This window comes from Pseudomonas sp. GD04019, assembly GCF_029837695.1.
Taxonomy (GTDB): domain Bacteria; phylum Pseudomonadota; class Gammaproteobacteria; order Pseudomonadales; family Pseudomonadaceae; genus Aquipseudomonas.
In genome coordinates this window covers 35,814-61,146 of sequence record NZ_JAOEEA010000007.1, presented here as the reverse complement: position 1 = coordinate 61,146, position 25,333 = coordinate 35,814, and the positions used below count along the sequence as shown (strand labels likewise).

General features: G+C 63.8%; 26 protein-coding genes and 1 tRNA gene. 15 read left to right on the top strand and 12 right to left on the bottom strand.

What is annotated here, in order from left to right:
- Nucleotides 1–8: 8 nt before the first annotated feature.
- From uvrC to N7607_RS12525, 3 genes are all read right to left on the bottom strand, one after another.
- Complete coding sequence (gene uvrC, locus N7607_RS12535; protein WP_279865417.1) at nucleotides 9–1,844, bottom strand: excinuclease ABC subunit UvrC; 1,836 nt, start codon at nucleotides 1,842–1,844, stop codon at nucleotides 9–11.
- A 69-nt stretch (nucleotides 1,845–1,913) separates the two neighbouring features.
- The gene (gene uvrY / locus N7607_RS12530; RefSeq protein ID WP_137973333.1) at nucleotides 1,914–2,558 is read right to left on the bottom strand and encodes a UvrY/SirA/GacA family response regulator transcription factor; all 645 of its coding nucleotides are present in this window, start codon (nucleotides 2,556–2,558) and stop codon (nucleotides 1,914–1,916) included.
- A gap of 674 nt (nucleotides 2,559–3,232) precedes the next feature.
- A tRNA-Ser gene (locus N7607_RS12525) sits at nucleotides 3,233–3,322 on the bottom strand.
- Between the two features lie 121 nt (nucleotides 3,323–3,443).
- Here N7607_RS12525 and N7607_RS12520 point away from each other — a divergent pair.
- The 7 genes from N7607_RS12520 (at nucleotide 3,444) to N7607_RS12490 (ending at nucleotide 7,658) form a co-directional block, all read left to right on the top strand.
- Nucleotides 3,444–4,112 (top strand): Bax inhibitor-1/YccA family protein, encoded by a 669-nt coding sequence (locus tag N7607_RS12520; protein WP_279865419.1) that lies wholly within the window; start codon nucleotides 3,444–3,446, stop codon nucleotides 4,110–4,112.
- Nucleotides 4,113–4,204: 92 nt separating this feature from the next.
- A complete protein-coding gene (tusD, locus tag N7607_RS12515; RefSeq protein ID WP_279865420.1) occupies nucleotides 4,205–4,597 on the top strand; it encodes a sulfurtransferase complex subunit TusD in 393 nt (130 codons plus the stop codon).
- Complete coding sequence (gene tusC, locus N7607_RS12510; RefSeq protein WP_279865421.1) at nucleotides 4,597–4,956, top strand: sulfurtransferase complex subunit TusC; 360 nt, start codon at nucleotides 4,597–4,599, stop codon at nucleotides 4,954–4,956. The genes tusD and tusC overlap by 1 nt, the downstream gene beginning before the upstream one ends.
- Nucleotides 4,956–5,255, top strand: coding sequence for a sulfurtransferase complex subunit TusB (gene tusB, locus N7607_RS12505; protein WP_279865422.1), 300 nt, complete (start codon nucleotides 4,956–4,958; stop codon nucleotides 5,253–5,255). The genes tusC and tusB overlap by 1 nt, the downstream gene beginning before the upstream one ends.
- On the top strand, nucleotides 5,252–5,587 hold the full coding sequence (locus tag N7607_RS12500; RefSeq protein ID WP_279865424.1) for a TusE/DsrC/DsvC family sulfur relay protein: 336 nt from the start codon (nucleotides 5,252–5,254) through the stop codon (nucleotides 5,585–5,587). The genes tusB and N7607_RS12500 overlap by 4 nt, the downstream gene beginning before the upstream one ends.
- A complete protein-coding gene (locus N7607_RS12495) occupies nucleotides 5,584–6,567 on the top strand; it encodes a glycosyl transferase family protein (RefSeq protein ID WP_279865425.1) in 984 nt (327 codons plus the stop codon). Before N7607_RS12500 ends, N7607_RS12495 begins: the two co-directional genes overlap by 4 nt.
- 89 nt (nucleotides 6,568–6,656) lie before the next feature.
- Complete coding sequence (locus N7607_RS12490) at nucleotides 6,657–7,658, top strand: glutathione S-transferase family protein (RefSeq protein WP_279865426.1); 1,002 nt, start codon at nucleotides 6,657–6,659, stop codon at nucleotides 7,656–7,658.
- A gap of 12 nt (nucleotides 7,659–7,670) precedes the next feature.
- Here the strand turns inward: N7607_RS12490 and cysG are convergent, their stop codons facing one another.
- The 6 genes from cysG to ftsK form a co-directional block, all read right to left on the bottom strand.
- On the bottom strand, nucleotides 7,671–9,050 hold the full coding sequence (cysG, locus tag N7607_RS12485) for a siroheme synthase CysG (RefSeq protein ID WP_279865427.1): 1,380 nt from the start codon (nucleotides 9,048–9,050) through the stop codon (nucleotides 7,671–7,673).
- A gap of 71 nt (nucleotides 9,051–9,121) precedes the next feature.
- A complete protein-coding gene (serS, locus tag N7607_RS12480; RefSeq protein WP_279865428.1) occupies nucleotides 9,122–10,402 on the bottom strand; it encodes a serine--tRNA ligase in 1,281 nt (426 codons plus the stop codon).
- 13 nt (nucleotides 10,403–10,415) lie between these two features.
- Nucleotides 10,416–10,790 (bottom strand): fluoride efflux transporter CrcB, encoded by a 375-nt coding sequence (gene crcB / locus N7607_RS12475; protein ID WP_279865429.1) that lies wholly within the window; start codon nucleotides 10,788–10,790, stop codon nucleotides 10,416–10,418.
- Nucleotides 10,787–12,112 carry a replication-associated recombination protein A gene (locus N7607_RS12470; RefSeq protein ID WP_279865430.1) on the bottom strand — a complete coding sequence of 442 codons (1,326 nt, stop codon included), beginning with the start codon at nucleotides 12,110–12,112 and terminating at the stop codon, nucleotides 10,787–10,789. Before N7607_RS12470 ends, crcB begins: the two co-directional genes overlap by 4 nt.
- A gap of 17 nt (nucleotides 12,113–12,129) precedes the next feature.
- Nucleotides 12,130–12,756 carry an outer membrane lipoprotein chaperone LolA gene (gene lolA, locus N7607_RS12465; RefSeq protein WP_137973346.1) on the bottom strand — a complete coding sequence of 209 codons (627 nt, stop codon included), beginning with the start codon at nucleotides 12,754–12,756 and terminating at the stop codon, nucleotides 12,130–12,132.
- Between the two features lie 14 nt (nucleotides 12,757–12,770).
- Nucleotides 12,771–15,176, bottom strand: coding sequence for a DNA translocase FtsK (gene ftsK, locus N7607_RS12460; protein ID WP_279865431.1), 2,406 nt, complete (start codon nucleotides 15,174–15,176; stop codon nucleotides 12,771–12,773).
- A gap of 211 nt (nucleotides 15,177–15,387) precedes the next feature.
- Between ftsK and trxB the strand changes: the two genes are divergently transcribed.
- The 4 genes from trxB (at nucleotide 15,388) to infA (ending at nucleotide 18,188) form a co-directional block, all read left to right on the top strand.
- Nucleotides 15,388–16,335 (top strand): thioredoxin-disulfide reductase, encoded by a 948-nt coding sequence (trxB, locus tag N7607_RS12455; RefSeq protein ID WP_279865432.1) that lies wholly within the window; start codon nucleotides 15,388–15,390, stop codon nucleotides 16,333–16,335.
- A 45-nt stretch (nucleotides 16,336–16,380) separates the two neighbouring features.
- On the top strand, nucleotides 16,381–17,061 hold the full coding sequence (gene aat, locus N7607_RS12450; RefSeq protein ID WP_279865433.1) for a leucyl/phenylalanyl-tRNA--protein transferase: 681 nt from the start codon (nucleotides 16,381–16,383) through the stop codon (nucleotides 17,059–17,061).
- A 67-nt stretch (nucleotides 17,062–17,128) separates the two neighbouring features.
- Nucleotides 17,129–17,836 carry an arginyltransferase gene (locus N7607_RS12445; protein ID WP_137973349.1) on the top strand — a complete coding sequence of 236 codons (708 nt, stop codon included), beginning with the start codon at nucleotides 17,129–17,131 and terminating at the stop codon, nucleotides 17,834–17,836.
- A gap of 133 nt (nucleotides 17,837–17,969) precedes the next feature.
- The gene (infA, locus tag N7607_RS12440) at nucleotides 17,970–18,188 is read left to right on the top strand and encodes a translation initiation factor IF-1 (protein WP_137973350.1); all 219 of its coding nucleotides are present in this window, start codon (nucleotides 17,970–17,972) and stop codon (nucleotides 18,186–18,188) included.
- Between the two features lie 83 nt (nucleotides 18,189–18,271).
- On the opposite strand, the gene clpA is transcribed toward infA, so the two are convergent.
- Both clpA and clpS read right to left on the bottom strand, forming a co-directional pair.
- The gene (gene clpA / locus N7607_RS12435) at nucleotides 18,272–20,542 is read right to left on the bottom strand and encodes an ATP-dependent Clp protease ATP-binding subunit ClpA (RefSeq protein ID WP_192398028.1); all 2,271 of its coding nucleotides are present in this window, start codon (nucleotides 20,540–20,542) and stop codon (nucleotides 18,272–18,274) included.
- A 29-nt stretch (nucleotides 20,543–20,571) separates the two neighbouring features.
- On the bottom strand, nucleotides 20,572–20,934 hold the full coding sequence (gene clpS, locus N7607_RS12430) for an ATP-dependent Clp protease adapter ClpS (RefSeq protein WP_279865434.1): 363 nt from the start codon (nucleotides 20,932–20,934) through the stop codon (nucleotides 20,572–20,574).
- 230 nt (nucleotides 20,935–21,164) lie between these two features.
- Between clpS and cspD the strand changes: the two genes are divergently transcribed.
- Complete coding sequence (cspD, locus tag N7607_RS12425) at nucleotides 21,165–21,428, top strand: cold shock domain-containing protein CspD (RefSeq protein ID WP_279865435.1); 264 nt, start codon at nucleotides 21,165–21,167, stop codon at nucleotides 21,426–21,428.
- A 65-nt stretch (nucleotides 21,429–21,493) separates the two neighbouring features.
- Here the strand turns inward: cspD and icd are convergent, their stop codons facing one another.
- Entirely contained in the window at nucleotides 21,494–22,750 is a 1,257-nt protein-coding gene (icd, locus tag N7607_RS12420; protein WP_279865436.1) for an NADP-dependent isocitrate dehydrogenase, read from the bottom strand.
- 315 nt (nucleotides 22,751–23,065) lie between these two features.
- Here icd and N7607_RS12415 point away from each other — a divergent pair, with 315 nt between their 5' ends.
- From N7607_RS12415 to hflD, 3 genes are all read left to right on the top strand, one after another.
- Nucleotides 23,066–23,527, top strand: coding sequence for an NUDIX hydrolase (locus N7607_RS12415; protein ID WP_279865437.1), 462 nt, complete (start codon nucleotides 23,066–23,068; stop codon nucleotides 23,525–23,527).
- 67 nt (nucleotides 23,528–23,594) lie between these two features.
- Nucleotides 23,595–24,713 (top strand): tRNA 2-thiouridine(34) synthase MnmA, encoded by a 1,119-nt coding sequence (gene mnmA, locus N7607_RS12410; protein WP_279865438.1) that lies wholly within the window; start codon nucleotides 23,595–23,597, stop codon nucleotides 24,711–24,713.
- Complete coding sequence (gene hflD, locus N7607_RS12405; protein ID WP_279865439.1) at nucleotides 24,710–25,330, top strand: high frequency lysogenization protein HflD; 621 nt, start codon at nucleotides 24,710–24,712, stop codon at nucleotides 25,328–25,330. The genes mnmA and hflD overlap by 4 nt, the downstream gene beginning before the upstream one ends.
- The last annotated feature ends 3 nt before the right edge of the window (nucleotides 25,331–25,333 follow it).

The following is a 25,333-nucleotide window of genomic DNA, read 5'->3' as shown; positions in this document are numbered from 1 at the left end:
CGCGCATTCTACTCGCTGTGCAGGGCCGCATAAATCGACTCGGCGAGCTTTTTACTGATACCTGGCGCCTTGGCGATTTCTTCGACGCTGGCGCGATTCAGCTCCTGCAGCCCACCGAAGTGCTTGAGCAGCTCGCGGCGGCGCTTGGGCCCGATGCCCGCGACATCCTCCAGGCTGGAGGTGCGCCTTGCCTTGCCGCGTCGCGCCCGGTGGCCGGTGATGGCGAAGCGGTGCGCCTCGTCGCGGATCTGCTGGATCAGATGCAATGCCGGCGAGTCGGCCGGCAGGGTGAACTCGTGATCGGCGTCGTTCAGATAGAGGGTTTCCAATCCCGGCTTGCGGGTCACACCCTTGGCCACCCCGAGCAGAATCAACTCCGGCACCGCCAGTTCCTGCAGCACCTCGCGCGCCATCGTCAACTGGCCCTTGCCGCCATCGACCAGCAGGATGTCCGGTAGCTTGCCCTCGCCATCCTTGAGTTTGCTGAAGCGCCGGGTCAGCGCCTGATGCATGGCTGCGTAGTCGTCGCCGGCGGTGACGCCCTCGATGTTGTAGCGGCGGTAATCGGACTTCAGCGGCCCCTCCGGACCGAACACCACGCAGGAAGCCACGGTGGCCTCGCCGCTGGAATGACTGATGTCGTAGCACTCCAGCCGCTGCGGCGGCTCGTCCAGATCAAGGGCATCGGCCAGCGCCTCGAAGCGCGCGGCCACGTGCTGACGATTGGCCAGGCGCGCGCTCAGGGCCTGTTCGGCATTGGTCACCGACAATTGCTGCCAGCGCGCGCGCGTGCCGCGTACCCGGTGACTGATACCGATCTCGCGGCCGCGTGACTCGGCAATGGCTGCGGCTACTGTCGGCAGATCCTCATGATCAGTGTTGACGATCAGCTCACCCGGCAGATCGCGCTCGTGGCTGGAGAGGTAGTACTGCGCTAGGAAGGCCGACAGCACCGCACCGCCCTCTTCCTCGATGCCCACCTGCGGGAAGAAGTTCTTGCTGCCCAGCACTCGTCCGCCACGCACGCTGATCAGGTGAACGCAGGCACCGCCCGGATTGACGATGGCGGCCACCACATCCACATCGCCGCTGCCGCCCTCCATGCTCTGCTGGTCCTGCACCCGGCGCAGCTGGGCAATCTGGTCGCGCAGTTCGGCGGCGCGCTCGAACTCCAGGCCCATCGCCGCCTTCTCCATGGCCGCGGACAGTTCGTCGGTCAGCGCACTGCTGCGCCCCTCGAGGAACATCACCGAGTGACGCACATCCTCGGCGTACTCCTGCGGCTCCACCAGGCCCACGCAAGGGCCCTTGCAACGCTTGATCTGGTATTGCAGGCAGGGCCGCGTACGGTTCTTGAAGTAGCTGTCCTCGCACTGGCGCACCAGGAAGGTCTTCTGCAACAGGGCCAAGCTCTCGCGAATGGCACCAGCACTGGGATAGGGACCGAAGTAGCGCCCCTTGGCCGACTTTGCGCCGCGATGGATGCCCAGCCGCGGGTAGTCGCCATCGGAAAGCAGCACGTAAGGGTAGGATTTGTCGTCGCGCAGCAGAATGTTGTACGGCGGCCGCCACTGCTTGATCAGCGTCTGCTCCAGCAACAGCGCCTCGGTCTCGTTGGCGACTATGGTGGTCTCGACCTGGGCGATACGCGCCACCAGGGCTGCGGTCTTGGGTGCCAGGCCGGTCTTGCGGAAATAGCTGGCCAGGCGCTTCTTCAGATTGGAGGCCTTGCCGACGTATAGCAGCTTGCCCGTGTCGTCGAACATCCGATACACGCCCGGCCGCCCGCTGCAGGTCGCGAGGAAAGCGCTTGGATCGAAAGGTGCGACGTGCGTGGAAGTCATCGAAATCGGCAGTCTGAAAAGACGAAGAGGACGCAGTTTACGTCCTCTTCCCAGGCTTGCCTAAGACTCTCAGCTGACGGCATCGACCATGCCGTGGCGCACAGCCAGCAGGGCCAGCTCCACGTCACTGGTGATCGAGAGCTTCTCGTAAATGCGATAGCGGTAGGTATTCACCGTCTTCGGCGACAGGCACAGCTTGTCGGAGATGGTCTGCACTTTCTGGCAGTTGGCGATCATCAGGGCGATCTGAATCTCGCGCTCGGACAGCAGGTCGAACGGCGAACCGCCGCTGTTCGGCTGGAAGGACTTCAGCGCCAGTTGCTGGGCGATCTGCGGGCTGAGGTAGCGCTGGCCGGCGAAGGCCATGCGGATGGCCTGGACCATTTCCTCCAGCGCCGCGCCTTTGGTCAGGTAACCGGCGGCACCGGCCTGCAGTAGACGGGTGGGAAACAGATCGTCCTCGCAGGCGGTGACCGCGACGACTTTCAGATCGGGATGGCTACGCAGCAGCTTGCGGGTGGCTTCGAGGCCGCCGATGCCGGGCATCTTGACGTCCATCAGGACCACGTCCGGACGCACCTCGCGCACCTTCTTCAGCGCTTCTTCACCGGAGTCGGCCTGGCCGATCACCTGCAGGCCGTCGATATCGGCCAACATGCGGGTGATACCCGTTCTAACCAGATCGTGGTCGTCGACCACCAGCACCTTAATCAAGCGACACCTCGCTGCACCTTTGTCGCAACAGAGCAATCAACGAACTTAGCTTGGCGCATCTGCGCCAGAAAGCAAACGCCAGAAAACCGTACCTGGCAGGAAATTCGATACGGAAAAGTGGCGCGGGCCAGCTCTCCCAGAGATTGCGATTCGCCGCGTTAGCCGCTCCGATTTCGTCCTGAATCGGGTCAGCAATAGGCCACGAATGTTACACGCATCACCCGCCACCAGCAAAGCGCAGCGGCGATTTTGGCACATCGAAATTAAAAATCAATTTCCATAAATATCAATAACTTAATTGACACCAAGTCAATCCAATCGCAACAAGATTGCAAATTCATCCAGGACTCATCCTTCTTCCAGAACCGCAACGCGAAGTTATGGAAGTGCAGCAGCATCGACACACAGGCGCCAAGCGAAAGACCTCAGCAGCAACCAGGGAACCGACTATGACAATGACTAGAGCTGCCGCAATGCTCGGTCTCTCCCGCAGCTGATCGGCTGCTCGCAGCCCTTCCAGTCACCCACCAGCGTCGACCTCACCAGGCCGGCTGCCGCAGATCAGCGGCTTCGACGACAGCCCGGAGGGCTCTCGCCAATTGAAGCCGTATGGAGCATTTTTCTACAGGCACAAAAAAGGGCCTAGACGGCATCTAGACCCTTGATTGTCGATTTGGTGGAGGGCCAGGGATTCGAACCCTGGGAACGCTTTCACGTTCGACGGTTTTCAAGACCGTTGCATTCAACCGCTCTGCCAACCCTCCGCGTAGCGGGCCGCCATACTACCCGAACGCAACACACTGTCAAACTCTGGCAATTGGCAGGCCTACTTGCTCTGTTATGATCGACCCGACCACGGATTTTCACCCCTTCAGGAGGGATGCCATGCACGAACAAGACTACGCACTCGCCCACGCGCAGACGGATCAGCTGGAAACCAGCAAAGTCCTGCGTAACACCTATGGCCTGCTGGCCATGACCTTGGTGTTCAGCGCGCTCTGCGCCTTCTTCAGCGCCCAACTGAACCTGCCGCACCCAGGCTTCCTCATTACCTTGGTCGGCTTCTACGGCCTGTTCTTCCTCACCGCCAAGCTGCGTAACAGCGGCTGGGGCCTGCTCAGCACCTTCGCCCTGACCGGCTTCATGGGCTATGTACTGGGCCCGATCCTCAACCTGTACATGGGCATGGCCAACGGTGGCGAGCTGATCGCCAGCGCCCTGGGCATGACCGCTCTGGTGTTCTTCGGCCTGTCCGCCTATGTGCTGACCACCCGCAAAGACATGAGCTTCCTCGGCGGCTTCATCACCGCGGGCTGCTTCGTCCTGCTGGGCGCCATGGTTGCCGGCTTCTTCTTCCAGATCAGCGGCCTACAACTGGCCATCAGCGCCGGCTTCGTGCTGTTCGCCTCGGCCTGCATCCTGTACCAGACCAGCGAGATCATCCACGGCGGCGAGCGCAACTACGTGATGGCCACCATCAGCCTGTACGTCTCGATCTACAACCTGTTCGTGAGCCTGCTGCAGATCTTCGGCATCATGGGCAGCGACGACTGATTCGCCGCACCGTTGAATGAGCCCGCTTCGGCGGGCTTTTTCATGCCTCGCCGTTTATCATGGCGACATCCGCACATAGCCGCAGACTCGCCATGAAGTTCGCCATCGCCCTGTTCGCCCCGAGCCACGCGCCCTCCTCGCGCCGCGCCCTGCGCTTCGCCCAGGCGGCACTGGACGGTGGCCACGAGATAGCCCGCCTGTTCTTCTATCAGGACGGTGTGCACAGCGCCTCCGGCAACATCGCCAGCCCCCAGGATGAACTCGACCTCTCCGGCGAATGGCGCACCTTCGTCCAGCAAAACAGGCTCGATGCCGTGGTATGCATCGCCGCCGCCTTGCGTCGTGGTGTGCTGAATGCCGAGGAAGCGCAGCGCTACGGCAAGCCGGCCGCCAACCTGGAAGCGCCCTGGGAGCTGTCCGGCCTCGGCCAGCTGCATGAAGCGGCGCAGATGGCGGACCGCCTGGTCTGCTTCGGAGGTCACTGATGAGCAAGTCGATGTTGATCATCAGCCGCCAGGCGCCCTGGGCCGGCCCGTCCGCTCGCGAGGCGCTGGATATCGCCCTGGCCGGCGGTGCCTTCGACCTGCCGCTGGGCCTGCTGTTTCTCGACGATGGGGTGTTCCAGCTGGCCGCCGACCAACAGCCCGGCGCACTGCAGCAAAAGGACCTGAGCGCCAACCTGCAGGTGCTGCCGCTGTTCGGCGTGGAGCAGCTGTTCGTGTCCAGCCGTAGCCTGGCCGAACGTGGTCTGGATGAAGCTGCGCTGGCGCTGCCCGCCGAACGCCTGGACGATACCGCCCTCACCCTGCTTCTCGAGCGTTTCGATCTGGTAGTGACGATCTGATGGCCACCCTGCACCTGCTTTCCCACTCGCCCTTCAGCGACAGCCGCCTGAGCAGCTGCCTGCGCCTGCTCGGCCCTGAAGATGGCCTGCTACTGAGCGGCGACGCCGTCTATGCCTTGCAGCCCGGCACCGCCCAGCTGCAGGCGCTGCAGCTGATGCCCGCCGGTATCGCTCTGTATGCGCTGGACGAAGACCTGCAGGCCCGTGCACTACGCGCTCCCGCCCGCGCCCAGGCCATCGACTACCCAGCCTTCGTCGAGCTCTGCAGCCGCTACGCCAAGGTCAACAGCTGGCTATGAGCACGCTGTCGATCGAGGGGCGCGAAATCGCCCTGGACAAGGACGGCTTCCTGGTAGAGCTGAGCGACTGGTCGCAGGCCACCGCCGAAGCCCTGGCCGCCCGCGAAGAGTTGCAGCTGTCCGCCGAGCACTGGGAAATCCTTGAGCTGCTGCGCGCCTTCTACGCCGAATTCCAGCTGTCGCCAGCCACCCGCCCGCTGATCAAATACGTGGCCCTCAAGCTGGGTCCGGACAAGGGCAACAGCCTGCACCTCAACCGCCTGTTCAAGGGCACCCCCGCCAAACTCGCCGCCAAGCTGGCCGGCCTGCCCAAGCCTACCAACTGCCTATGAACCTCGTCGCCCCACCGGAACACCCCTTCGCCCAGTTCGTGCGCATCCTCGGCAAGGGCAAGCGCGGCGCGCGCAGCATGACCCGCGAGGAAGCCCGCGAGGCCATGGGCATGCTGCTCGATGGCAAGGTCGAGGACACCCAGCTGGGCGCCTTCCTCATGCTGCTGCGGCACAAGGAGGAAAGCGCCGAGGAGCTGGCCGGTTTCACCGAGGCCATCCGCGCGCGCCTGGATGCGCCGCAGATCGCGGTGGACATCGACTGGCCGACCTATGCCGGCAAGAAACGCCACCTGCCCTGGTTCCTCCTGGCCATCAAGGCGCTGGCCAGCAGCGGCCTGCGCATCCTGATCCACGGCGGCGGCGCTCACACCGCTGGGCGCCTGTACAGCGAACAGCTGCTGCAGACGCTGGAGATTCCGCTGTGCAGCGACTGGAGCGAAGTCGACGAGGCGCTGAACAAGCACAACCTGGCATTCACCCCGCTGGGCGCCTGGGCGCCGCAGCTGCAACGCATGATCGACCTGCGCAACACCCTCGGCCTGCGCTCGCCTATCCACTCGCTGGCACGCATCCTCAACCCGCTGGGCGCACGCGTTGGCCTGCAGAGCATCTTCCACCCCGGCTACCAGGCGGTGCACCGCGAGGCCAGCCAGCTGCTTGGCGACCACGCCATCGTGGTCAAGGGTGAAGGCGGCGAGATCGAGGTCAACCCGGACGGCACCTGCCACCTGTACGGCACCGAGAATGGCGAAAACTGGGACGAAGAGTGGCCCGCCCTCTCCGCCCAGCGCCACGTCAAGCCGGAGAGCCTGGAGCCGCAGCAGCTGCTGGCCTTCTGGCGCGGCGAGATCGGCGACAGCTACGGCGAGCTGGCGGTGCTCAGCAGCATGGCCCTGGCCCTGCGCGGACTGGGGCTTGATCGCGCGGCAGCCTTCGCCGAGGCCCGCCGGCTCTGGGATGCACGCCACCAATCGATCTGATCGATAGTTGAAACCCTGTTTTTGCGCTTTTTCATCGAACACAAACCCATAGACTGGGCTCCAACAGTTATCTGCAAATGGAGCCCGCCATGGGACAGCTCATCGAAGGCCGCTGGCACGATCAGTGGTACGACACCAGCAAGGACGGCCGCTTCCAGCGTGAGAACGCCCAGCGCCGCAACTGGATCACCGCCGACGGTACGCCCGGCCCGAGTGGCGAAGGCGGCTTTCGCGCCGAGGCTGGCCGCTACCACCTCTACGTCTCCCTGGCCTGCCCCTGGGCCCATCGCACGCTGATCTACCGCGAGCTCAAGGGCCTGAGCGGACTGATCGACGTCTCGGTGGTCAGCTGGCTGATGCGCGAACAGGGATGGACCTTCGATGCAGAGACCGGCTCCAGCGGCGACGCCCTGGACGATCTGCAGTACCTGCACCAGCGCTACACCCTGGACGACGCGCACTACACCGGCCGGGTAACCGTGCCGCTGCTGTGGGACAAGCAGCAACAGCGCATCGTCAGCAACGAGTCGGCGGAGATCATCCGCATGTTCAACTCGGCCTTTGACGGCATCACCGGAAACGACCTGGACCTCTACCCGGAGGCGCTACGCGAGGAGATCGACGCACTCAACGCCCGCATCTACCCGGCGGTAAACAACGGCGTGTATCGCGCCGGCTTCGCCACTACCCAGGAAGCCTACGAGGAGGCCTTCGCCACACTGTTTGCCGAGCTCGATAGCCTTGAGACCCTGCTGGGCAAGCGCCGCTACCTGGCCGGCGAGCACCTGACCGAGGCCGATGTCCGCCTGTTCACCACACTGATCCGCTTCGATGCGGTCTACCACGGCCACTTCAAGTGCAACCTGCGGCGCCTGGCGGACTACCCAAACCTCAGCGGCTGGCTGCGCGAGCTGTACCAGCTGCCGGGCGTGGCGCAGACCGTGGACTTCCAGCACATCAAGCACCACTACTACGCCAGCCACCGCACCATCAACCCGACCGGCATCGTGCCGCTGGGCCCACAGCAACGCTTCGACGCACCTCACGGGCGCGAGTACCTGAGCGGGCGTGGTATCGCCCGCAAGGACTGAAGCGCCGGGGGCTTACTGGGCCTTGTCGAACCAGGCCAGCTTCTCGCGCAGGGTGACCACCTCGCCGACGATCACCAGGGTCGGCGCATGCACTTCGTGCTCGGCCACCAGTTGCGGCAGGTTGGCCAGGGTGCCAGTGAACACCCGCTGGTTCTGCGTGGTGCCCTGCTGCACCAGGGCGGCTGGCGTGTCGGCGGCGCGACCGTGGGCGATCAGCTCCTGGCAGATGCTCGGCAGGCCGACCAGGCCCATGTAGAACACCAGGGTTTGGCCCGGCGCCACCAGATCGGCCCAAGGCAGGTCGGTGCTGCCATCCTTGAGGTGACCGGTGACGAAGCGCACCGACTGGGCGTGATCACGATGGGTCAGCGGGATGCCGGCGTAGGCCGCGCAACCGGAGGCCGCGGTGATGCCCGGCACCACCTGGAACTGGATGCCCTCGGCGGCCAGCTGCTCGATCTCCTCGCCACCACGACCGAAGATGAACGGATCGCCGCCCTTCAGGCGCAGCACGCGCTTGCCCTGTTTGGCCAGGTCCACCAGCAGTTGGTTGATCTCCTCCTGCGGCACCGCATGCTCGGAGCGGCGCTTGCCGACATAGATACGCTCGGCATCGCGACGGCACAGCTCGATAATGGCCGGCGCCACCAGGCGGTCGTAGAGCACCACGTCTGCTTGCTGCATCAGGCGCAGGGCGCGGAAGGTCAGCAGATCGGGGTCGCCCGGACCAGCACCGACCAGATAGACCTCGCCCAGCGCGCGCGGCGCGGCACCGGCGACCTTGGCGTCGAGGAGGCGCTCGGCCTCGCCCAGCTTGCCGGCGAACACGCTCTCGGCGATCTGCCCCTGGAACACGTCTTCCCAGAACACCCGACGCTGCTGCACATCGGGGAACAGCTGCTTGACCCGGTCACGGAAACGCTTGGCCAGGCCAGCCAGTTGGCCGTAGGTGGCGGGAATCCAGGTCTCGATCTTGGCGCGGATCAGCCGCGCCAGCACCGGCGCGTCGCCGCCACTGGTCACTGCCACGATCAGCGGCGAGCGATCAACGATGGCCGGGAAGATCACGCTGCACAGGGCCGGGGCGTCCACCACGTTGACCGGAATGCCTAGGGCCTGAGCCTCGGCCGAGATGCGCGCATTGAGCGGCTCGTCGTCGGTAGCGGCGATCACCAGGGCCACGCCCTGCAGGTCCGCAGACTCGTAGCCACGCAGGGAGGTCGCCCCTTCACCCGCCAGCTCGCGCAGGTCACCACGAATCTCCGGCGCAACCACGCGCAGCTGCGCACCGGCATCGCTGAGCAGGCGCGCCTTGCGCAGCGCCACCTCGCCACCACCGACGACCAGCACGACACGCCCTTGAAGCTTGTGGAACAGCGGAAGGAAATCCATGACTCACTCTCACCAGAGGTAAAAAAACGGGGTGGCCATCGCCACCCCGCTATTGTGCATTCGCTATCGACCTAGCCGATAACTTCGATGCCGCCCATATAGGGCTTGAGTACGTCCGGCACGCGGATGCTGCCGTCGGCCTGCTGGTAGTTCTCCAACACCGCCACCAGAGTACGGCCCACCGCCAGGCCGGAGCCGTTGAGGGTATGCACCAGCTCCGGCTTGCCAGTTTCCGGGTTGCGGAAACGCGCCTGCATACGGCGGGCCTGGAAGTCGCCGCAGTTGGAGCAGGAGGAAATCTCGCGGTATTTGTCCTGGCTCGGCACCCAGACTTCCAGGTCGTAGGTCTTCACGGCGGAGAAGCCCATGTCGCCGGTGCACAAGGCCAGCTTGCGGTAGGGCAGCTCGAGCAGCTGCAGCACGCGCTCGGCGTTGGCGGTCATGCCTTCCAGGGCCTCGAAGGAGGTGGCTGGATCGACGATCTGCACCATCTCGACCTTGTCGAACTGGTGCTGGCGGATCATGCCGCGAGTGTCACGACCGGAGGCGCCCGCCTCGCTGCGGAAGCACGGGGTGTGGGCGACGAACTTCAGCGGCAGCTGCTTGGCGTCGAGGATCTCGCCGGAAACGATATTGGTCAGCGACACCTCAGCGGTCGGGATCAGGTAGAAGTCCGCCTCACCTTCGCGGCTGATCTTGAACAGGTCTTCCTCGAACTTCGGCAGCTGGCCGGTGCCCTGCAGGGCCGGAGCCTGCACCAGGTACGGGGTGTAGGCCTCCTCGTAGCCGTGCTCGCCGGTGTGCAGGTTGATCATGAACTGGGCCAGGGCACGGTGCAGGCGGGCAATCGGGCCGCGCAGCAGGGCGAAACGGGCGCCGGAGAGCTTGGCGGCGGTCTCGAAGTCCAGCCAGCCGTGCTGCTCGCCGAGGGCGACGTGGTCCTTGATCTCGAAATCGAAGCTGCGCGGGGTGCCCCAGCGTGCCACCTCGACGTTACCGTCTTCGTCTGCCCCCACCGGCACGGATTCGTGCGGCAGGTTGGGGATGTTCAGCAGCAGGTTGTCCAGCTCGGTCTGGATGCTGTCCAGCTCACGCTTGCCCTCTTCCAGGTCGCTACCCATCTTGTCGACTTCCGCCAGCAGCGGCGCGATGTCCTCGCCACGCGCCTTGGCCTGGCCGATGGACTTGGAGCGGGAGTTACGCTCGGCCTGCAGCTGTTCGGTGCGCATCTGCACCGACTTGCGCTGGGACTCGAGCGCTTCGAAGCGCGCCACGTCCAGTTGGAAGCCACGGGTAGCCAGGCGGTCCGCGATGTCCTGCAGTTGGGTACGGACCAGTTTGGAGTCGAGCATGGGAGGTTCTCGTTCAGAGCTTGGTTAATGTCAGGCCGGCCCAGGTAGCGAGCAGGCCGCCCAACACGCTGATGGCCGCATAGCCGATGGCCATGGGTGCCTGGCCGTTTTCCAGCAGGCGCAGCGTGTCGAGGGAAAAGGATGAAAAAGTGGTCAAACCGCCGAGGAAACCGACCATCAACCCGGCGCGCAGCGCTTCCGGCACTTCCGGGCGCATGAGGAACAGCCCGTACAGATAGCCGATCAGCAGGCAGCCAACCAGATTGACCGCCAGGGTAGCGCTGTAGAAATGCTGGGGAAAGTGGCTGGTGACCCAATTGCCGGTCGCATAGCGCACCAGGGTGCCGATCATACCGCCCAGGGCGACGGCGAACACCACGCCAATCATGGCTTGCGTCTCTGCCGTGGACTGGCTGCATCCAGGCTTGCCAGGTGGGCCAGCTTGTCGCGAATCTTCAGTTCCAGGCCGCGCGGCACCGGCTCGTAGTAGCGGCGTGGCTCCAGCTCCTCGGGGAAGTAGTCCTCGCCGGCGGCATAGGCATCCGGCTCGTCGTGGGCGTAGCGGTATTCTTCGCCGTAGCCCAGCTCTTTCATCAGTTTGGTTGGCGCGTTGCGCAGGTGCAGCGGCACTTCCAGCGAGCCGTGCTCGGCGGCCTCGCGCATGGCGGCCTTGAAGCCCATGTACACCGCGTTGCTCTTCGGCGCACAGGCGAGATAGACGATGGCCTGGGCCACCGCCAGCTCGCCCTCGGGGCTGCCGAGGCGCTCCTGCACATCCCAGGCGTTGAGGCACAGAGTCAGGGCGCGCGGGTCGGCGTTGCCGATATCCTCGCTGGCCATGCGTACCACACGCCGGGCCAGGTACAGCGGGTCGCAACCACCGTCGAGCATGCGCGCGTACCAGTACAGCGCGGCGTCGGGATTGGAGCCGCGCACCGACTTGTGCAGAGCGGAAATCTGGTCGTAGAAAGCTTCGCCGCCCTTGTCGAAACGACGGCGACTATCACCCAGCAGGTTCTGCAGCAGCTCGATGCCGATTTCGCCGCCATCCTCCACCAGGTCGGCAGCGTTCTCCAGCAGGTTGAGCAGGCGGCGGCCATCGCCGTCGGCAGCGGCCAGGAGAATCTGGAAACTTTCTTCCGGCAGGCTAAGGTGCTGCTTGCCCAGGCCCTTCTCTTCGCTCAGCGCGCGCTGCACCAGCTTGCGCATGGCCGCCTCGTCCAGGCTCTTCAGCACGTAGACGCGGGCCCGCGAGAGCAAGGCGTTGTTCAGCTCGAAAGAAGGATTTTCCGTCGTCGCGCCGATAAAGATCAGCGTGCCGTCTTCCACATAGGGCAGGAAGGCATCCTGCTGGCTCTTGTTGAAGCGGTGCACTTCGTCGACGAAGAGGATGGTGCGGCGGCCGTACTGGGCGGCCTGCTGCTTGGCCATCTCCACCGACTGGCGGATTTCCTTCACCCCGGACAGCACGGCGGAGATCGTCTCGAAGTGCGCATCGGAGACCTGGGCCAGCAGCTTGGCCAGGGTGGTTTTGCCGACCCCGGGTGGCCCCCAGAAGATCATCGAGTGCAGCGCGCCCTGCTCCAGCGCCTCACGCAGCGGCTTGCCGGGGCCTAGCACATGCTCCTGCCCCGCGTACTCGTCCAGACTGGTGGCGCGCAGACGCGCCGCCAGGGGCTGGGCGACAGGGGCAGAGCGGAACAGATCCACGGTGTGCGGCGGCCTCGTTATTCCTGGATGACGTCGGCGCCTTCCGGCACCTGGAAATCGAACTGCGCGGCATCCAGCTTCTCGTTCATCTTCACGCCGAGGAACAGGATGTTGGTGCGCTGACCGATGCTGTCGATCAGCTGCATGTCGTTGATCATGCCCTTGCGGAAGGACAGGCGCAGGTTGTCGAACAGGGTGTCCTTGGCCTTGGGCTTGAGGATGAAGTCGACCACGTCACCACCTTCCTTGAAGGTGATCTCGAAGTTCTCGCGGATCTTCGACACATCACCGGACAGCAGCAGCGCCGGGGTGTGGGTCAGGCGCTGGTCGAGGGTCTGGATGGTCACCTGCATCAGGTCCGGGTCGTACAGCCAGACCTTCTGGCCGTTGGACACCAGCAGTTGCTCCTGCGGGGCATCGGTGTGCCAGCGGAACAGGCCCGGGCGCTGCAGCGCCAGCTGGCCGGAGGTTTCCTGCAGCTGGGTGCCGCTGCCGTCCAGGGTCAGCTGGGAGAAGCGCCCGGTCAGGGTCTGGGCGCGGTCGAGCAGGCCGGTCAGGCGCTTCACCGCGGCCTCGTCGTCGGCATGGGCAAAAACGGGGCTGCAAGCCAGGGCGGCCAGCAGCAGCATGCGGATCAGGCGCATGGAAATCCTCTTGGTCAGTCTCGGGACGGCCCCGGCGCTATGACTTCGCGCGAGCCGTTGGTGTTCATCGCGGTCACGACGCCGGCCATTTCCATGGCCTCGATCATGCGCGCAGCGCGGTTGTAGCCGATTTTCAGCTTGCGCTGCACGGCGGAAATCGAGGCGCGGCGGCTTTCCAGGACGAAGTTGACGGCTTCGTCGTACAGCGGATCTTCCTCGCTGCCCTCGCCGCCTTCGCCACCACCGCCGCCTTCGAAGCCGCTACCGGCCTCTTCGACGCCGGCCAGGATGTCCTCGATGTAGTCCGGCGCGCCACGCTGTTTCCAGGCCTCGACCACGCGATGTACCTCGTCGTCGGAGACGAAGGCGCCGTGTACGCGAATCGGCAGACCGGTGCCCGGCGGCAGGTAGAGCATGTCACCGTGGCCCAGCAACTGCTCGGCGCCACCCTGGTCGAGGATGGTGCGCGAGTCGATCTTGCTGGAGACCTGGAAGGCCATACGGGTCGGGATGTTGGCCTTGATCAGGCCGGTGATCACGTCCACCGACGGGCGCTGGGTAGCGAGGATCAGGTGGATACCGGCGGCCCGCGCCTTCTGCGCGATACGCGCGATCAGCTCTTCGACCTTCTTGCCGACGATCATCATCATGTCGGCGAATTCGTCGACCACCACGACTATGGTCGGCAGGGTCTTCAGCAGCGGCGCCTCGTCTTCCATCGACTGGCGCTTGTACAGCGGATCAGACAGCGGCGTGCCGGCTTCCTCGGCGTCCTTCACCTTGCGGTTGAATCCGGCCAGGTTGCGCACGCCCATGGCCGCCATCAGCTTGTAGCGACGCTCCATCTCGGCCACCGACCAGCGCAGGGCGTTGGCGGCCTCCTTCATGTCGGTCACCACCGGGCACAGCAGGTGCGGGATGCCCTCGTAAATCGACAGTTCTAGCATCTTCGGGTCGATCATGATCATCCGCGCGTCTTCCGGGCCGGACTTGAACAGGATCGACAGGATCATGGCGTTGACGCCCACCGACTTACCGGAGCCGGTGGTACCGGCCACCAGCAGGTGCGGCATCTTGGCCAGGTCGGTGATCACCGGCTTGCCGCCGATATCGTGGCCCAGGGCCAGGGTCACCGGCGACTTGGCGTCGTCGTATTCGGGCGAGGACAGCACCTCGGAGAAGCGCACGATCTGGCGGTCTTCGTTGGGAATCTCGATGCCGACGGTGGTCTTGCCCGGGATGACCTCGACCACGCGCACGCTGATCACCGCCAGCGAGCGCGCCAGGTCCTTGGCCAGGTTGGAGATGCGGCTGACCTTGACGCCGATGCCCGGCTGTATCTCAAAGCGGGTGATCACCGGGCCCGGATGCACGGACTCCACCACCACCTCGACGCCGAACTCCTTGAGTTTGATCTCCAGCAGGCGCGACATGGCCTCCAGCGACTCGGGCGAGAAGCTCTTCTGTTTCTTCTCCGCCACGTCGAGGATGGAAATCGGCGGCAGGGTGCCGGCGACCGCGGAATCCTCGAACAGGGAAACCTGTTTCTCCTTGAGCACGCGCTTGCTCGGCTCGGCGGCCTTGGGCGGTGGTGGCGGCGCGATAACGGGGGCGACGCGAGTCTCGCGCTCGACCATGTGCTTGGCCAGGGTCTCCTCGCGCTCGATCAGGCGTTCCTTGACCTTGGCCTGCTCGCGGCGGTCCGACACCACGGGCGCGGCCACCTCGGCGACGCGCGCATCCACCTCGCGCAGCTGGGCCACCAGTTGCTTGCGTTGCAGGCGGGCTTCCCACCAGCGAGTGATCAGGCTGTTCACCAGTTCGATCAGATCGAGGGTGATCTTGCCGGTCAGGTCCATCAGCTTGAACCACGACAGATCGGCAAACACGGTCAGGCCGAACAGGAACAGCGCCAGGAACATCAGCGTGCTGCCCTGTACGTTGAGCGCGTCCTTGGCCAGCTGGCCGAGGCTCTCGCCCAGGGCGCCGCCTGCCGAGGCCGGCAGGCCGGGGGCGGACTGGAACTGGATGTGTGCCAGGCCGGCACCGGCCAGCACCAGGAACACCAGGCCGATCAGACGCCAGGAGAACAGCCAGCCGCTCCATTGCCAAGGCTGGTTGCGATTACGGAATACCTGCCAGGTCTTCACCGCCAGCAGCAGCGGGAACACATAGGCGAAATAGCCCAGGGCCATGAACAGGACGTCGGCGAACCAGGCACCGGCGCGGCCGGCGGCGTTCTGCACCTGCTGGGCGCTGCTGGTGTGGCTCCAGCCCGGGTCGTTCTGGTCGTAGGTCAGCAACGCCATCCACAGGATCAGGCAGAGCGCGCCGAGCGCGATCAGGGCACCTTCCTTGAGGCGGTACTGCAATTGCTGGCGCCAGACCGGGGCCTGAGCTGCTGTGCTGGAATTCTTCAAAACGCTGTCATTCCTGCGCTCGGGGCGCGACTGACGATCGGTGGAACACGCAAAGTGGCGACCATTGTACAAATTTACAGGTATCGTGCCAGGCCACCGGGCCGTTTTGCCGGCTTCTCCTGCTTCGGTGTAGCATACCCGGCTATCTCTTACGTGCGGCTCAATTGGAGCATGCATTCTCTTTTGTGACAAAGGCTTATGGGGTCTTTTTATGAGCGAAGTCAAGCATTCACGCCTGATCATCCTGGGCTCCGGCCCGGCCGGCTACACCGCTGCCGTCTATGCTGCCCGCGCCAACCTCAAGCCTGTCGTGATCACCGGAATTCAGCCCGGCGGCCAGCTCACCACCACCACCGAAGTCGACAACTGGCCGGGCGACGTACACGGCCTGACCGGCCCGGCGCTGATGCAGCGCATGCAGGAGCACGCCGAGCGCTTCGACACCGAGATCGTCTACGACCATATCCATACCGCCGAGTTGCAGAGCAAGCCCTTCACCCTCAAGGGCGATAGCGGCACCTATACCTGCGATGCCCTGATCATCGCCACCGGCGCCAGCGCCCAATACCTCGGCCTGCCGTCCGAAGAAGCCTTTGCCGGCAAGGGCGTGTCCGCCTGCGCCACCTGCGACGGTTTCTTCTACCGCAACCAGGTGGTCTGCGTGATCGGCGGCGGCAACACCGCCGTCGAGGAAGCGCTGTATCTGTCGAACATTGCCAAGGAAGTCCACCTGATCCACCGCCGCGACAAGCTGCGCTCGGAGAAGATTCTGCAGGACAAGCTGTTCGAGAAAGCCGCCAACGGCAACGTGCGCCTGCACTGGAACCACACCCTGGATGAAGTGCTGGGCGACAACACCGGCGTCACTGGCGTGCGCCTGAAGAGCACCGCCGACGGCAGCATCAAGGAGCTGCAACTGGCAGGCGTATTTATCGCCATCGGCCACAAGCCCAACACCGACCTGTTCCAGGGCCAGCTGGAAATGCGCGACGGCTACCTGCTCATCCAGGGCGGCAGCGAAGGCAACGCCACCGCCACCAGCATCGAGGGCGTATTCGCCGCCGGCGACGTGGCCGACCACGTCTACCGCCAGGCCATCACCTCGGCAGGCGCCGGCTGCATGGCCGCGCTGGACGCCGAGAAATATCTCGACGTCTGAGCCCATGGGCGGGCGCCTGGCGCCCGCCCTGCCCTCCTCATCCGTATGCTGACCTGGCTGCAGCGCGACTCGCTGGACTTTCCGCCACTGGACAAGGCCCTGCGCGAGCCCAGCGGCCTGCTCGCCGCCGGTGGCGACCTGTCCGCGCAACGCCTGATCGCCGCCTACCGGCACGGCTGCTTCCCCTGGTTCTCCGAGGGCCAGCCACTGCTCTGGTGGTCGCCCGATCCGCGCACCGTACTGATTCCCGACGAATTCCACCTGTCACGCAGTCTGGCCAAGCTGATCCGCCAGCAGCGCTATCGCGTGACTTTCGATCAGGACTTCTCCGCCGTCATCGAGGGCTGTGCCGGGCCGCGCGACTATGCCGACGGCACCTGGATCACCGACTCGATGCGCACTGCCTACCTGGAGCTGCACAGGCGCGGCTTTGCCCATTCAGTGGAGGTGTGGGACGGCGAGTTGCTGGTCGGCGGGCTTTACGGCCTGGCCATGGGACGCCTGTTCTTCGGTGAGTCGATGTTCAGCCGCGCCGACAATGCCTCCAAGGTCGGCTTCGCTACCCTGGTCGGCAAACTGCGCGACTGGAGCTTCGCCCTGATCGACTGCCAGATGCCGACCCAGCACCTGCATAGCTTCGGCGCCCGCCCCATCCCCCGCCAGGAGTTCGCCAACTACCTGCAGCGCTATCTGGACCAGCCCAGCAGCGCCAATTGGCGACCATGAACCAGGCCTGTGGTAGCAGCCAGGAGGCTGGCATACACTTGTCCCAGGGGTTTCCCGAGGGTTGACCATGACCGAGCTGGCTCGCCTCAAGTTCTACGCCACTCAGCCACATCCATGCAGCTACCTGCCCGAAGAACAGGCCACCACCCTGTTCCTCGATCCCAGCCAGCCCATGGATGTGCAGGTCTATGCCGAATTGTCGGAGATGGGATTTCGCCGCAGCGGCGACCACCTCTATCGCCCGCACTGCCAGCGCTGCACTGCCTGCGTGCCAGCCCGCATACCCGCCGACCAGTTCATCCCCAGCCGCCAGCAGAAACGCATCCTCAAGCGCAACGCCGATATTCAGGTGCGCGCCGTACGCCCAGCCTTCAGCGAGGAGTACTACGCCCTCTACGTGCGCTACATCGAGCAGCGCCACGCCGACGGCGACATGTATCCGCCGAGCCGCGACCAGTTCAGCACTTTTCTGGTCCGCGATCTGCCCTTCGCCCGCTTCTATGAGTTCCGCCTGGCTGGAACCCTAGTCGCGGTGGCCGTGACCGACGTGCTGCCCAACGGCTTATCGGCGGTCTACACCTTCTACGACCCTGCCGAGGAACGCCGCAGCCTCGGCCGCTTCGCCATTCTCTGGCAGATCGGTGAGGCTGCACGCCTGGGACTGCAGGCGGTCTATCTCGGCTACTGGATCAAGAATTGCCGAAAGATGAGCTACAAGACCCAGTACCGGCCCATCGAGCTGTTCGTCAACCAGCGCTGGGTCGTGCTGACCTGAGCGCAACGGCCACGGCCACTTCCCGACTCTCCAGCCACTTGGCGGCCCTTACCCTTTTCGGGCACAATGCACGCCGCTTTTGCTCGGGCGCCGTTGCACCGAGCCAATCTTTGGATACCGAGGGCTTTACTGCATGTCGAAAGAAGACAGCTTCGAATTGGAAGGTACTGTCGTCGACACCCTGCCCAACACCATGTTCCGTGTGGAGTTGGAAAACGGGCACGTCGTTACCGCGCACATCTCCGGCAAGATGCGCAAGAACTACATCCGCATTCTGACTGGCGACAAGGTCCGCGTCGAACTGACGCCGTACGACCTGAGCAAGGGCCGCATCACCTACCGCGCCCGCTGATTCCGCCCTGGCGGAGTCGACCAGATAAGGTCCGAATACAAAAACGCCCGGCATCGCCGGGCGTTTTCGTTTGCCTACCGATATCAGGCCGGCTCGGCCGTGGTCTCGAACTCGAAGTGCAGCTCGCCACCTTCCAGGTCGATATGCACCACGCCGCCGTGCTCGGCCAGTTCGCCGAACAGGATCTCCTCGGCCAACGGCCGCTTGATCTTGTCCTGGATCAGCCGCGCCATCGGGCGCGCCCCCATCTGCACGTCGTAACCACCCTCTGCCAGCCAGCCACGCGCCGCGTCGCTGACCACCAACTGCACCCGTTTGTCCTCCAGCTGCGCCTGCAGTTCGGTGAGGAACTTGTCGACGATGCTCTTGATCACTTCGTGGGTCAGGCGGCCGAACTGAATGATGGTATCCAGGCGGTTGCGGAACTCCGGTGTGAAGCTCTTCTTGATCACTTCCATGGCGTCGGACGAATGGTCCTGCAGAGTGAAGCCGATCGAGGCACGCGCCGCGGTCTCCGCCCCGGCATTGGTGGTCATGATCAGGATCACGTTGCGGAAGTCCGCCTTGCGACCGTTGTTGTCAGTCAGCGTGCCGTGGTCCATCACCTGCAGCAGCAGGTTGAACACTTCCGGGTGAGCCTTCTCGATCTCGTCCAGCAGCAACACGCAATGCGGCTGCTTGGTGATGGCCTCGGTCAGCAGACCACCCTGATCGAAACCGACGTAACCGGGCGGAGCGCCGATCAGGCGCGACACGGTGTGGCGCTCCATGTACTCGGACATGTCGAAGCGCACCAGCTCGATGCCCATGGCCTTGGCCAGCTGGCGAGCGGCCTCGGTCTTGCCCACACCGGTCGGACCGGCAAACAGGAAGGAGCCGACTGGCTTGTCCGGCGCCTTGAGACCGGCGCGAGACAGCTTGATGGCCGTGGACAGCGAGTCGATCGCCGCATCCTGGCCGAACACGGTGAGCTTGAGGTCACGCTCCAGGTTGCGCAGCAGCTCCTTGTCCGAGCTACTGACATGCTTCGGCGGAATCCGCGCGATCTTCGCGACGATGTCCTCAACCTGAGCCACCTCGATTCGCTTGGCGCGCTTCTCCTCCGGCTGCAGACGCTGGTAGGCGCCCGCCTCGTCGATCACATCGATGGCCTTGTCCGGCATGTGCCGGTCATTGATGTAGCGCGCCGCCAGTTCGGCCGCGGCACGCAGGGCCTCGTCGCTGTACTCGATGTGGTGATGTTGCTCGAAACGCGCCTTGAGCCCCTTAAGGATGCCCACGGTGTCCTCGACGGAAGGCTCGGTGACATCGACCTTCTGGAAGCGCCGCGCCAGAGCCCGGTCCTTCTCGAAGATGCCACGGAATTCCTGGAAGGTGGTGGAGCCGATGCAGCGAATTTCGCCGGAAGACAGCAGCGGCTTGAGCAGGTTGGAGGCATCCATCACGCCACCCGACGCCGCACCGGCACCGATGATGGTATGGATTTCGTCGATAAACAGGATCGCGTGCGGGCGCTTGCGCAGCTCGTTGAGCAGCGCCTTGAAGCGCTTCTCGAAATCGCCACGGTACTTGGTACCTGCCAGCAGTGCACCGAGGTCGAGGGAGTAGACCACGCTCTCGGACAGCAAATCCGGCACCTGGCCGTCGACGATGCGCTTGGCCAGGCCTTCGGCGATGGCAGTCTTGCCGACCCCAGCCTCACCGACCAGCAGCGGGTTGTTCTTGCGGCGGCGCGCGAGAATCTGCGCCACGCGCTCGACCTCATGCTCACGCCCCACCAACGGATCGATACGACCCAGACGCGACAGCTCGTTGAGATTACTGGCGTAGGCATCCAGCGGATTACCGGAGGCTGCGGACTCACCGCCCTCTTCGTCCTGCATTTCCTGCTCACTCTCGTGGTGGTCGGCATGGCCCGGCACCTTGGAGATGCCATGGGCAATGTAATTGACCACGTCGATACGGGCGACGCTCTGCTGCTTGAGCAGGAACACCGCCTGACTTTCTTGCTCGCTGAAGATCGCGACCAGCACGTTGGCGCCAGTGACTTCACGCTTGCCGGAGCTCTGCACGTGGAACACGGCGCGCTGCAGCACACGCTGGAAGCCCAGGGTTGGCTGGGTCTCACGTTCTTCGTCGTGCTGCGGAATCAGTGGGGTGGTGGAGTCGATGAACTCCTGCAGATCGTGCCGGAGCTTGTCCAGGTTGGCGCCACAGGCGCGCAGTACGGTTGCTGCAGCCTCGTTATCCAGCAAGGCGAGAAGCAGGTGCTCGACCGTCATGAACTCATGGCGCTTGGCACGTGCCTCCTTGAAGGCCAGATTGAGGGTGACTTCCAGCTCTCGATTCAACATAGCTTCACCTCTTGCCCAAGCGGGACGGCTCAACCGTCCTTTTCTATCTCACAGAGTAGCGGATGCTGGCTTTCCTTGGCGTACTGGTTGACCTGCATCGCCTTGGTCTCTGCGATATCGCGGGTAAACACCCCGCAGATTGCCTTTCCTTCCGTATGCACAGTAAGCATGACCTTGGTGGCCAGCTCCCGGTTCATACCAAAGAACAGCTCTAGTACTTCGACCACAAAATCCATCGGAGTGTAATCGTCGTTGAACATCAGCACCTTATACAGAGGCGGTGCCTGCAGTGCCGGCTTCGCTTCCTGCACTGCCAGGCCGGTCGAATCATCCTCGTGCTCGCTCGGACGATCTTGATTGAATGTTAGTCGAATCTGGCTGCGTGAATGCATGCTGAACTAATGGTCTCATGACCGGTCGGAGGTTGATGCTAGACGGAGTTTGATCGGTTTCTCAGCCGGCCGCCTTAGCGCCTTGACTAAAGGCAAAACGGTGTTACAAACAGTGAATACCCTTCTCGGGTATCGGGGTTCCGCGGCTAGTGCCCTTACGGCCGAAGTCGGACGTGGAGCTGAAGTGGATGATACTCCAGTGATGGAGTCCTTTGCAGAGGGATGTCAGCATGCTCAGCGGTAAGGTCAAGTGGTTCAACAACGCCAAGGGCTACGGATTCATCGTGGCCGACGGCCGAGATGAGGACCTGTTCGCCCATTACTCGGCTATCCAGATGGACGGCTACAAGACTCTCAAGGCCGGCCAAGCGGTCAAGTTCGATATTGTGCAAGGTCCCAAGGGCCTGCATGCAGTCAATATCGGCCCGATTCTGGCAACCAGTGAATCCCCGGCGACCACCAGCTCGCCGCAAAGCACTCCGGTAGAAGCCTGAAAAGAAAGAGAGCTTAAATAAAAAAGGCCGGTCAATGACCGGCCTTTTTGTTTACCACTCGTCGCTTACATGTGCGCGATGAGAGCGTCGCCGAACTCGGAGCAGGACAGCAGCTTGGCGCCTTCCATCAGACGCTCGAAGTCGTAAGTCACGGTCTTCGCGGCGATGGCACCGTTGGTGCCCTTGATGATCAGGTCGGCAGCTTCCAGCCAGCCCATGTGGCGCAGCATCATCTCGGCGGAGAGGATGACCGAGCCCGGGTTGACCTTGTCCTGACCGGCGTACTTAGGCGCTGTGCCGTGAGTAGCTTCGAACATGGCCACGCTGTCGGACAGGTTGGCGCCCGGAGCGATACCGATACCGCCCACCTCCGCCGCCAGGGCATCGGACAGGTAGTCACCGTTGAGGTTCAGGGTGGCGATCACGTCGTACTCGGCCGGACGCAGCAAAATCTGCTGCAGCATGGCGTCAGCGATGGCGTCTTTCACCACGACGTTCTTGCCGGTGTTCGGGTTCTTGAACTGCATCCACGGACCGCCGTCCAGCAGCTCGGCACCGAACTCATCGCGAGCCACTTCGTAGCCCCAGTCTTTGAAGGCACCTTCGGTGAACTTCATGATGTTGCCTTTGTGCACGATGGTCAGCGAGTCACGGTCGTTGTCGACGATGTACTGCAGAGCCTTGCGCACCAGGCGCTTGGTGCCTTCCTTGGATACCGGCTTGACGCCGATACCGCAGTCCTGGTCGAAACGGATCTTGGTGACGCCCATTTCTTCTTTCAGGAACTTGATGACCTTGGTCGCCTCTGGCGAACCGGCCTTCCACTCGATACCGGCGTAAATGTCTTCCGAGTTCTCACGGAAGATGGTCATGTCGACGTCGCCTGGCTTCTTCACCGGGCTGGGCACGCCTTCGAACCAGCGCACCGGGCGCAGGCAGACGTACAGATCCAGCTCCTGACGCAGGGCAACGTTCAGCGAACGGATGCCGCCGCCGACCGGAGTGGTCAGAGGGCCCTTGATGGACACGACGTAGTCGCGCACGGCTTCCAGAGTTTCTTTCGGCAGCCAGGTGTCCTGGTCGTAGACCTGGGTGGCTTTCTCGCCGGCATAGACTTCCATCCAGGCGATCTTGCGCTCGCCGCCGTAGGCTTTCTGGACGGCAGCGTCGACGACCTTGATCATCACCGGGCTGATGTCGACACCGATGCCATCACCCTCGATGAAGGGGATGATCGGGTTGTTCGGCACGTTCAGGGACATGTCGGCGTTGACGGTGATTTTGTCGCCGTTCGCAGGCACCTGGATCTTCTGGTATCCCATGCTGGACTCCGTTTGTTTTCGTGGTCTGACAATCCGTCGAACGGGTGGCGCGACGGACGATACTTTGGGTCTCGGAAAGGTGTCGCATTCTTGTAGTTTTTCTACAGGAAGTCACGCACTTTTCGACATTTACTGACAGCCCGGTGACAGCCTAGACTGCTTGAATCCTGGCTCGGCGCCATCCATGTAGTCAAACTACAGATGCGCTACAGAATGTCCCGCGAGGGCGTTTTCAATCCTAGCAGCTCGGCTCCAGAATGCTTTGACTCCGGTCTCAGCCGACAGTTAGCCCGCCGCTTCGCAGAGGTTTCCGCAATGCGCTTTACCCCCCATGTCACAGTCGCCACCGTCGTCGAGGACCAGGGCCGCTTTCTGCTGGTCGAAGAGCTGGCTGGTGGCCAGGCGGTATTTAACCAGCCCGCCGGCCATCTGGAAGCCGACGAAAGTCTGATCGAGGCCGCCCTGCGCGAAACACTGGAGGAAACCGGCTGGCAGGTCGAGCTGACCGCCGTCACCGGCATCTACCTGTACACTGCACCGAGCAACGGCGTGACCTACCAGCGCGTGTGTTTCGCCGCCAAGCCACTACGCCACCTGCCGGATTCGCCGCTGGACGAAGGCATCATCGGCCCGCAATGGATGACCCGCGACGAGCTGGCCGCCCAGCCCGAACGCTGGCGCAGCGAGCTGGTGCTGCGCTGCATCGACGACTACCTGGCCGGCGAACGCCACAGCCTGAGCCTGATCCGCGACCTGGCCTATCGCGGCCCGGCCTGATTCGCCGCGCGCCGCCCGCTCCTGATAGAATCGCCCACTTTCTGCAGTCAGCCCTCTTCGAATTCCCATGCGCGAACCAGCCAATACCCGAGTGATCGTCGGCATGTCCGGCGGCGTCGACTCCTCCGTTTCCGCCCTCCTGCTGCTCGAGCAGGGCTACCAGGTGGAAGGTTTGTTCATGAAGAACTGGGAAGAGGACGACGGCACCGAATACTGCACCGCCATGGACGACTTGGCCGACGCCCAGGCCGTGTGCGACCGCATCGGCATCAAGCTGCACACCGCCAACTTCGCCGCGGAATACTGGGACAACGTGTTCGAGCACTTCCTCGCTGAATACAAGGCCGGGCGCACGCCGAACCCGGACATCCTGTGCAACCGCGAGATCAAGTTCAAAGCCTTCCTCGACTACGCACTGAGCCTGGGCGCCGACCTGATCGCCACCGGCCACTACGTGCGACGCCGCGATGTCGACGGCCGTAGCGAGCTGCTCAAGGGCCTCGACCCGAACAAGGACCAGAGTTACTTCCTGCACGCCGTCGGCGGCGAGCAGATCGGCCGCACCCTGTTCCCAGTCGGTGAACTGGAAAAGCCCCAGGTACGCGCCATCGCCGAGAAATACGAGCTGGCGACTGCCAAGAAGAAGGACTCCACCGGCATCTGCTTTATCGGCGAGCGCCGCTTCAGCGACTTCCTCAAGCAATACCTCCCGGCTCAACCGGGCGACATCGAGACCACCGAGGGCGAGGTGATCGGCCGCCATGTCGGTCTGATGTACCACACCATCGGCCAGCGCCAGGGCCTGGGTATCGGCGGTCTGAAGAATGCCGGCGACGAGCCCTGGTACGTCCTGGCCAAGGACCTGACCCATAACGTGCTAGTGGTTGGCCAAGGCAATGAACACCCCTGGCTGTTCTCCCGCGCTCTGCTCGCCTCCGAGATCTACTGGGTCAACCCGGTCGACCTGTCCAGTCCACGTAGCCTCACTGCCAAGGTACGCTACCGCCAGGCCGATCAGCACTGCACCCTGGAAAAGACCGAGAACGGCTATCGCGCCGTATTCGACGAGCCGCAGCGCGCCGTCACTCCAGGCCAATCCGTGGTGTTCTACGACGGTGAAGTTTGCCTCGGCGGCGGCGTAATCGAAACGGCCGAGCCCTGGTTCGAGGGAGCCGGCCTGGCATGAGCCCGACGCAGGAACAACTGATCGCCCTCTCCGCCGTGTTCCAGGCCGCCAGCCTGGTGGACAAGCTGGCCCGCACCGGGCAGATCAGCGACGCGCAATTGGGCTGCCTGCTCGGTAGCCTGCTGGTGCGTGATCCGCAGAGCACCCTGGAAGTCTACGGCGGCGACGACCTAAATCTGCGCGAGGGCTACAAGGCCCTTGTAAGCACCCTGGAGCGCAATCCCGCCAGCCTGCAGCGCGAGCCGCTGCGCTACGCCCTGGCCCTGCTCGGCCTGGAGCGCCAGCTGGCCAAGCGTGACGACATGCTGCAGACAGTCGGCAACCGCTTGGACCAGATCCAGAACCAGGTCGAGCACTTCGGCCTGACCCACGACAACGTGGTGGCTGCCTGCGGCGGGCTTTACCAGGACACCATCAGCACCTTCCGCCAGCGCATCCAGGTGCATGGCGACATGCGCTTCCTGCAGCAACCGGCCGTCGCCGCCAAGGTACGCGCCCTGCTGCTCACCGGCATTCGTTCGGCGCGTCTGTGGCGCCAGCTCGGCGGCCATCGCTGGCAGCTGGTGTTCAGCCGCGGCAAGCTGCTCAAGGAACTCTACCCGCTGCTGCGGAGCTGAGTC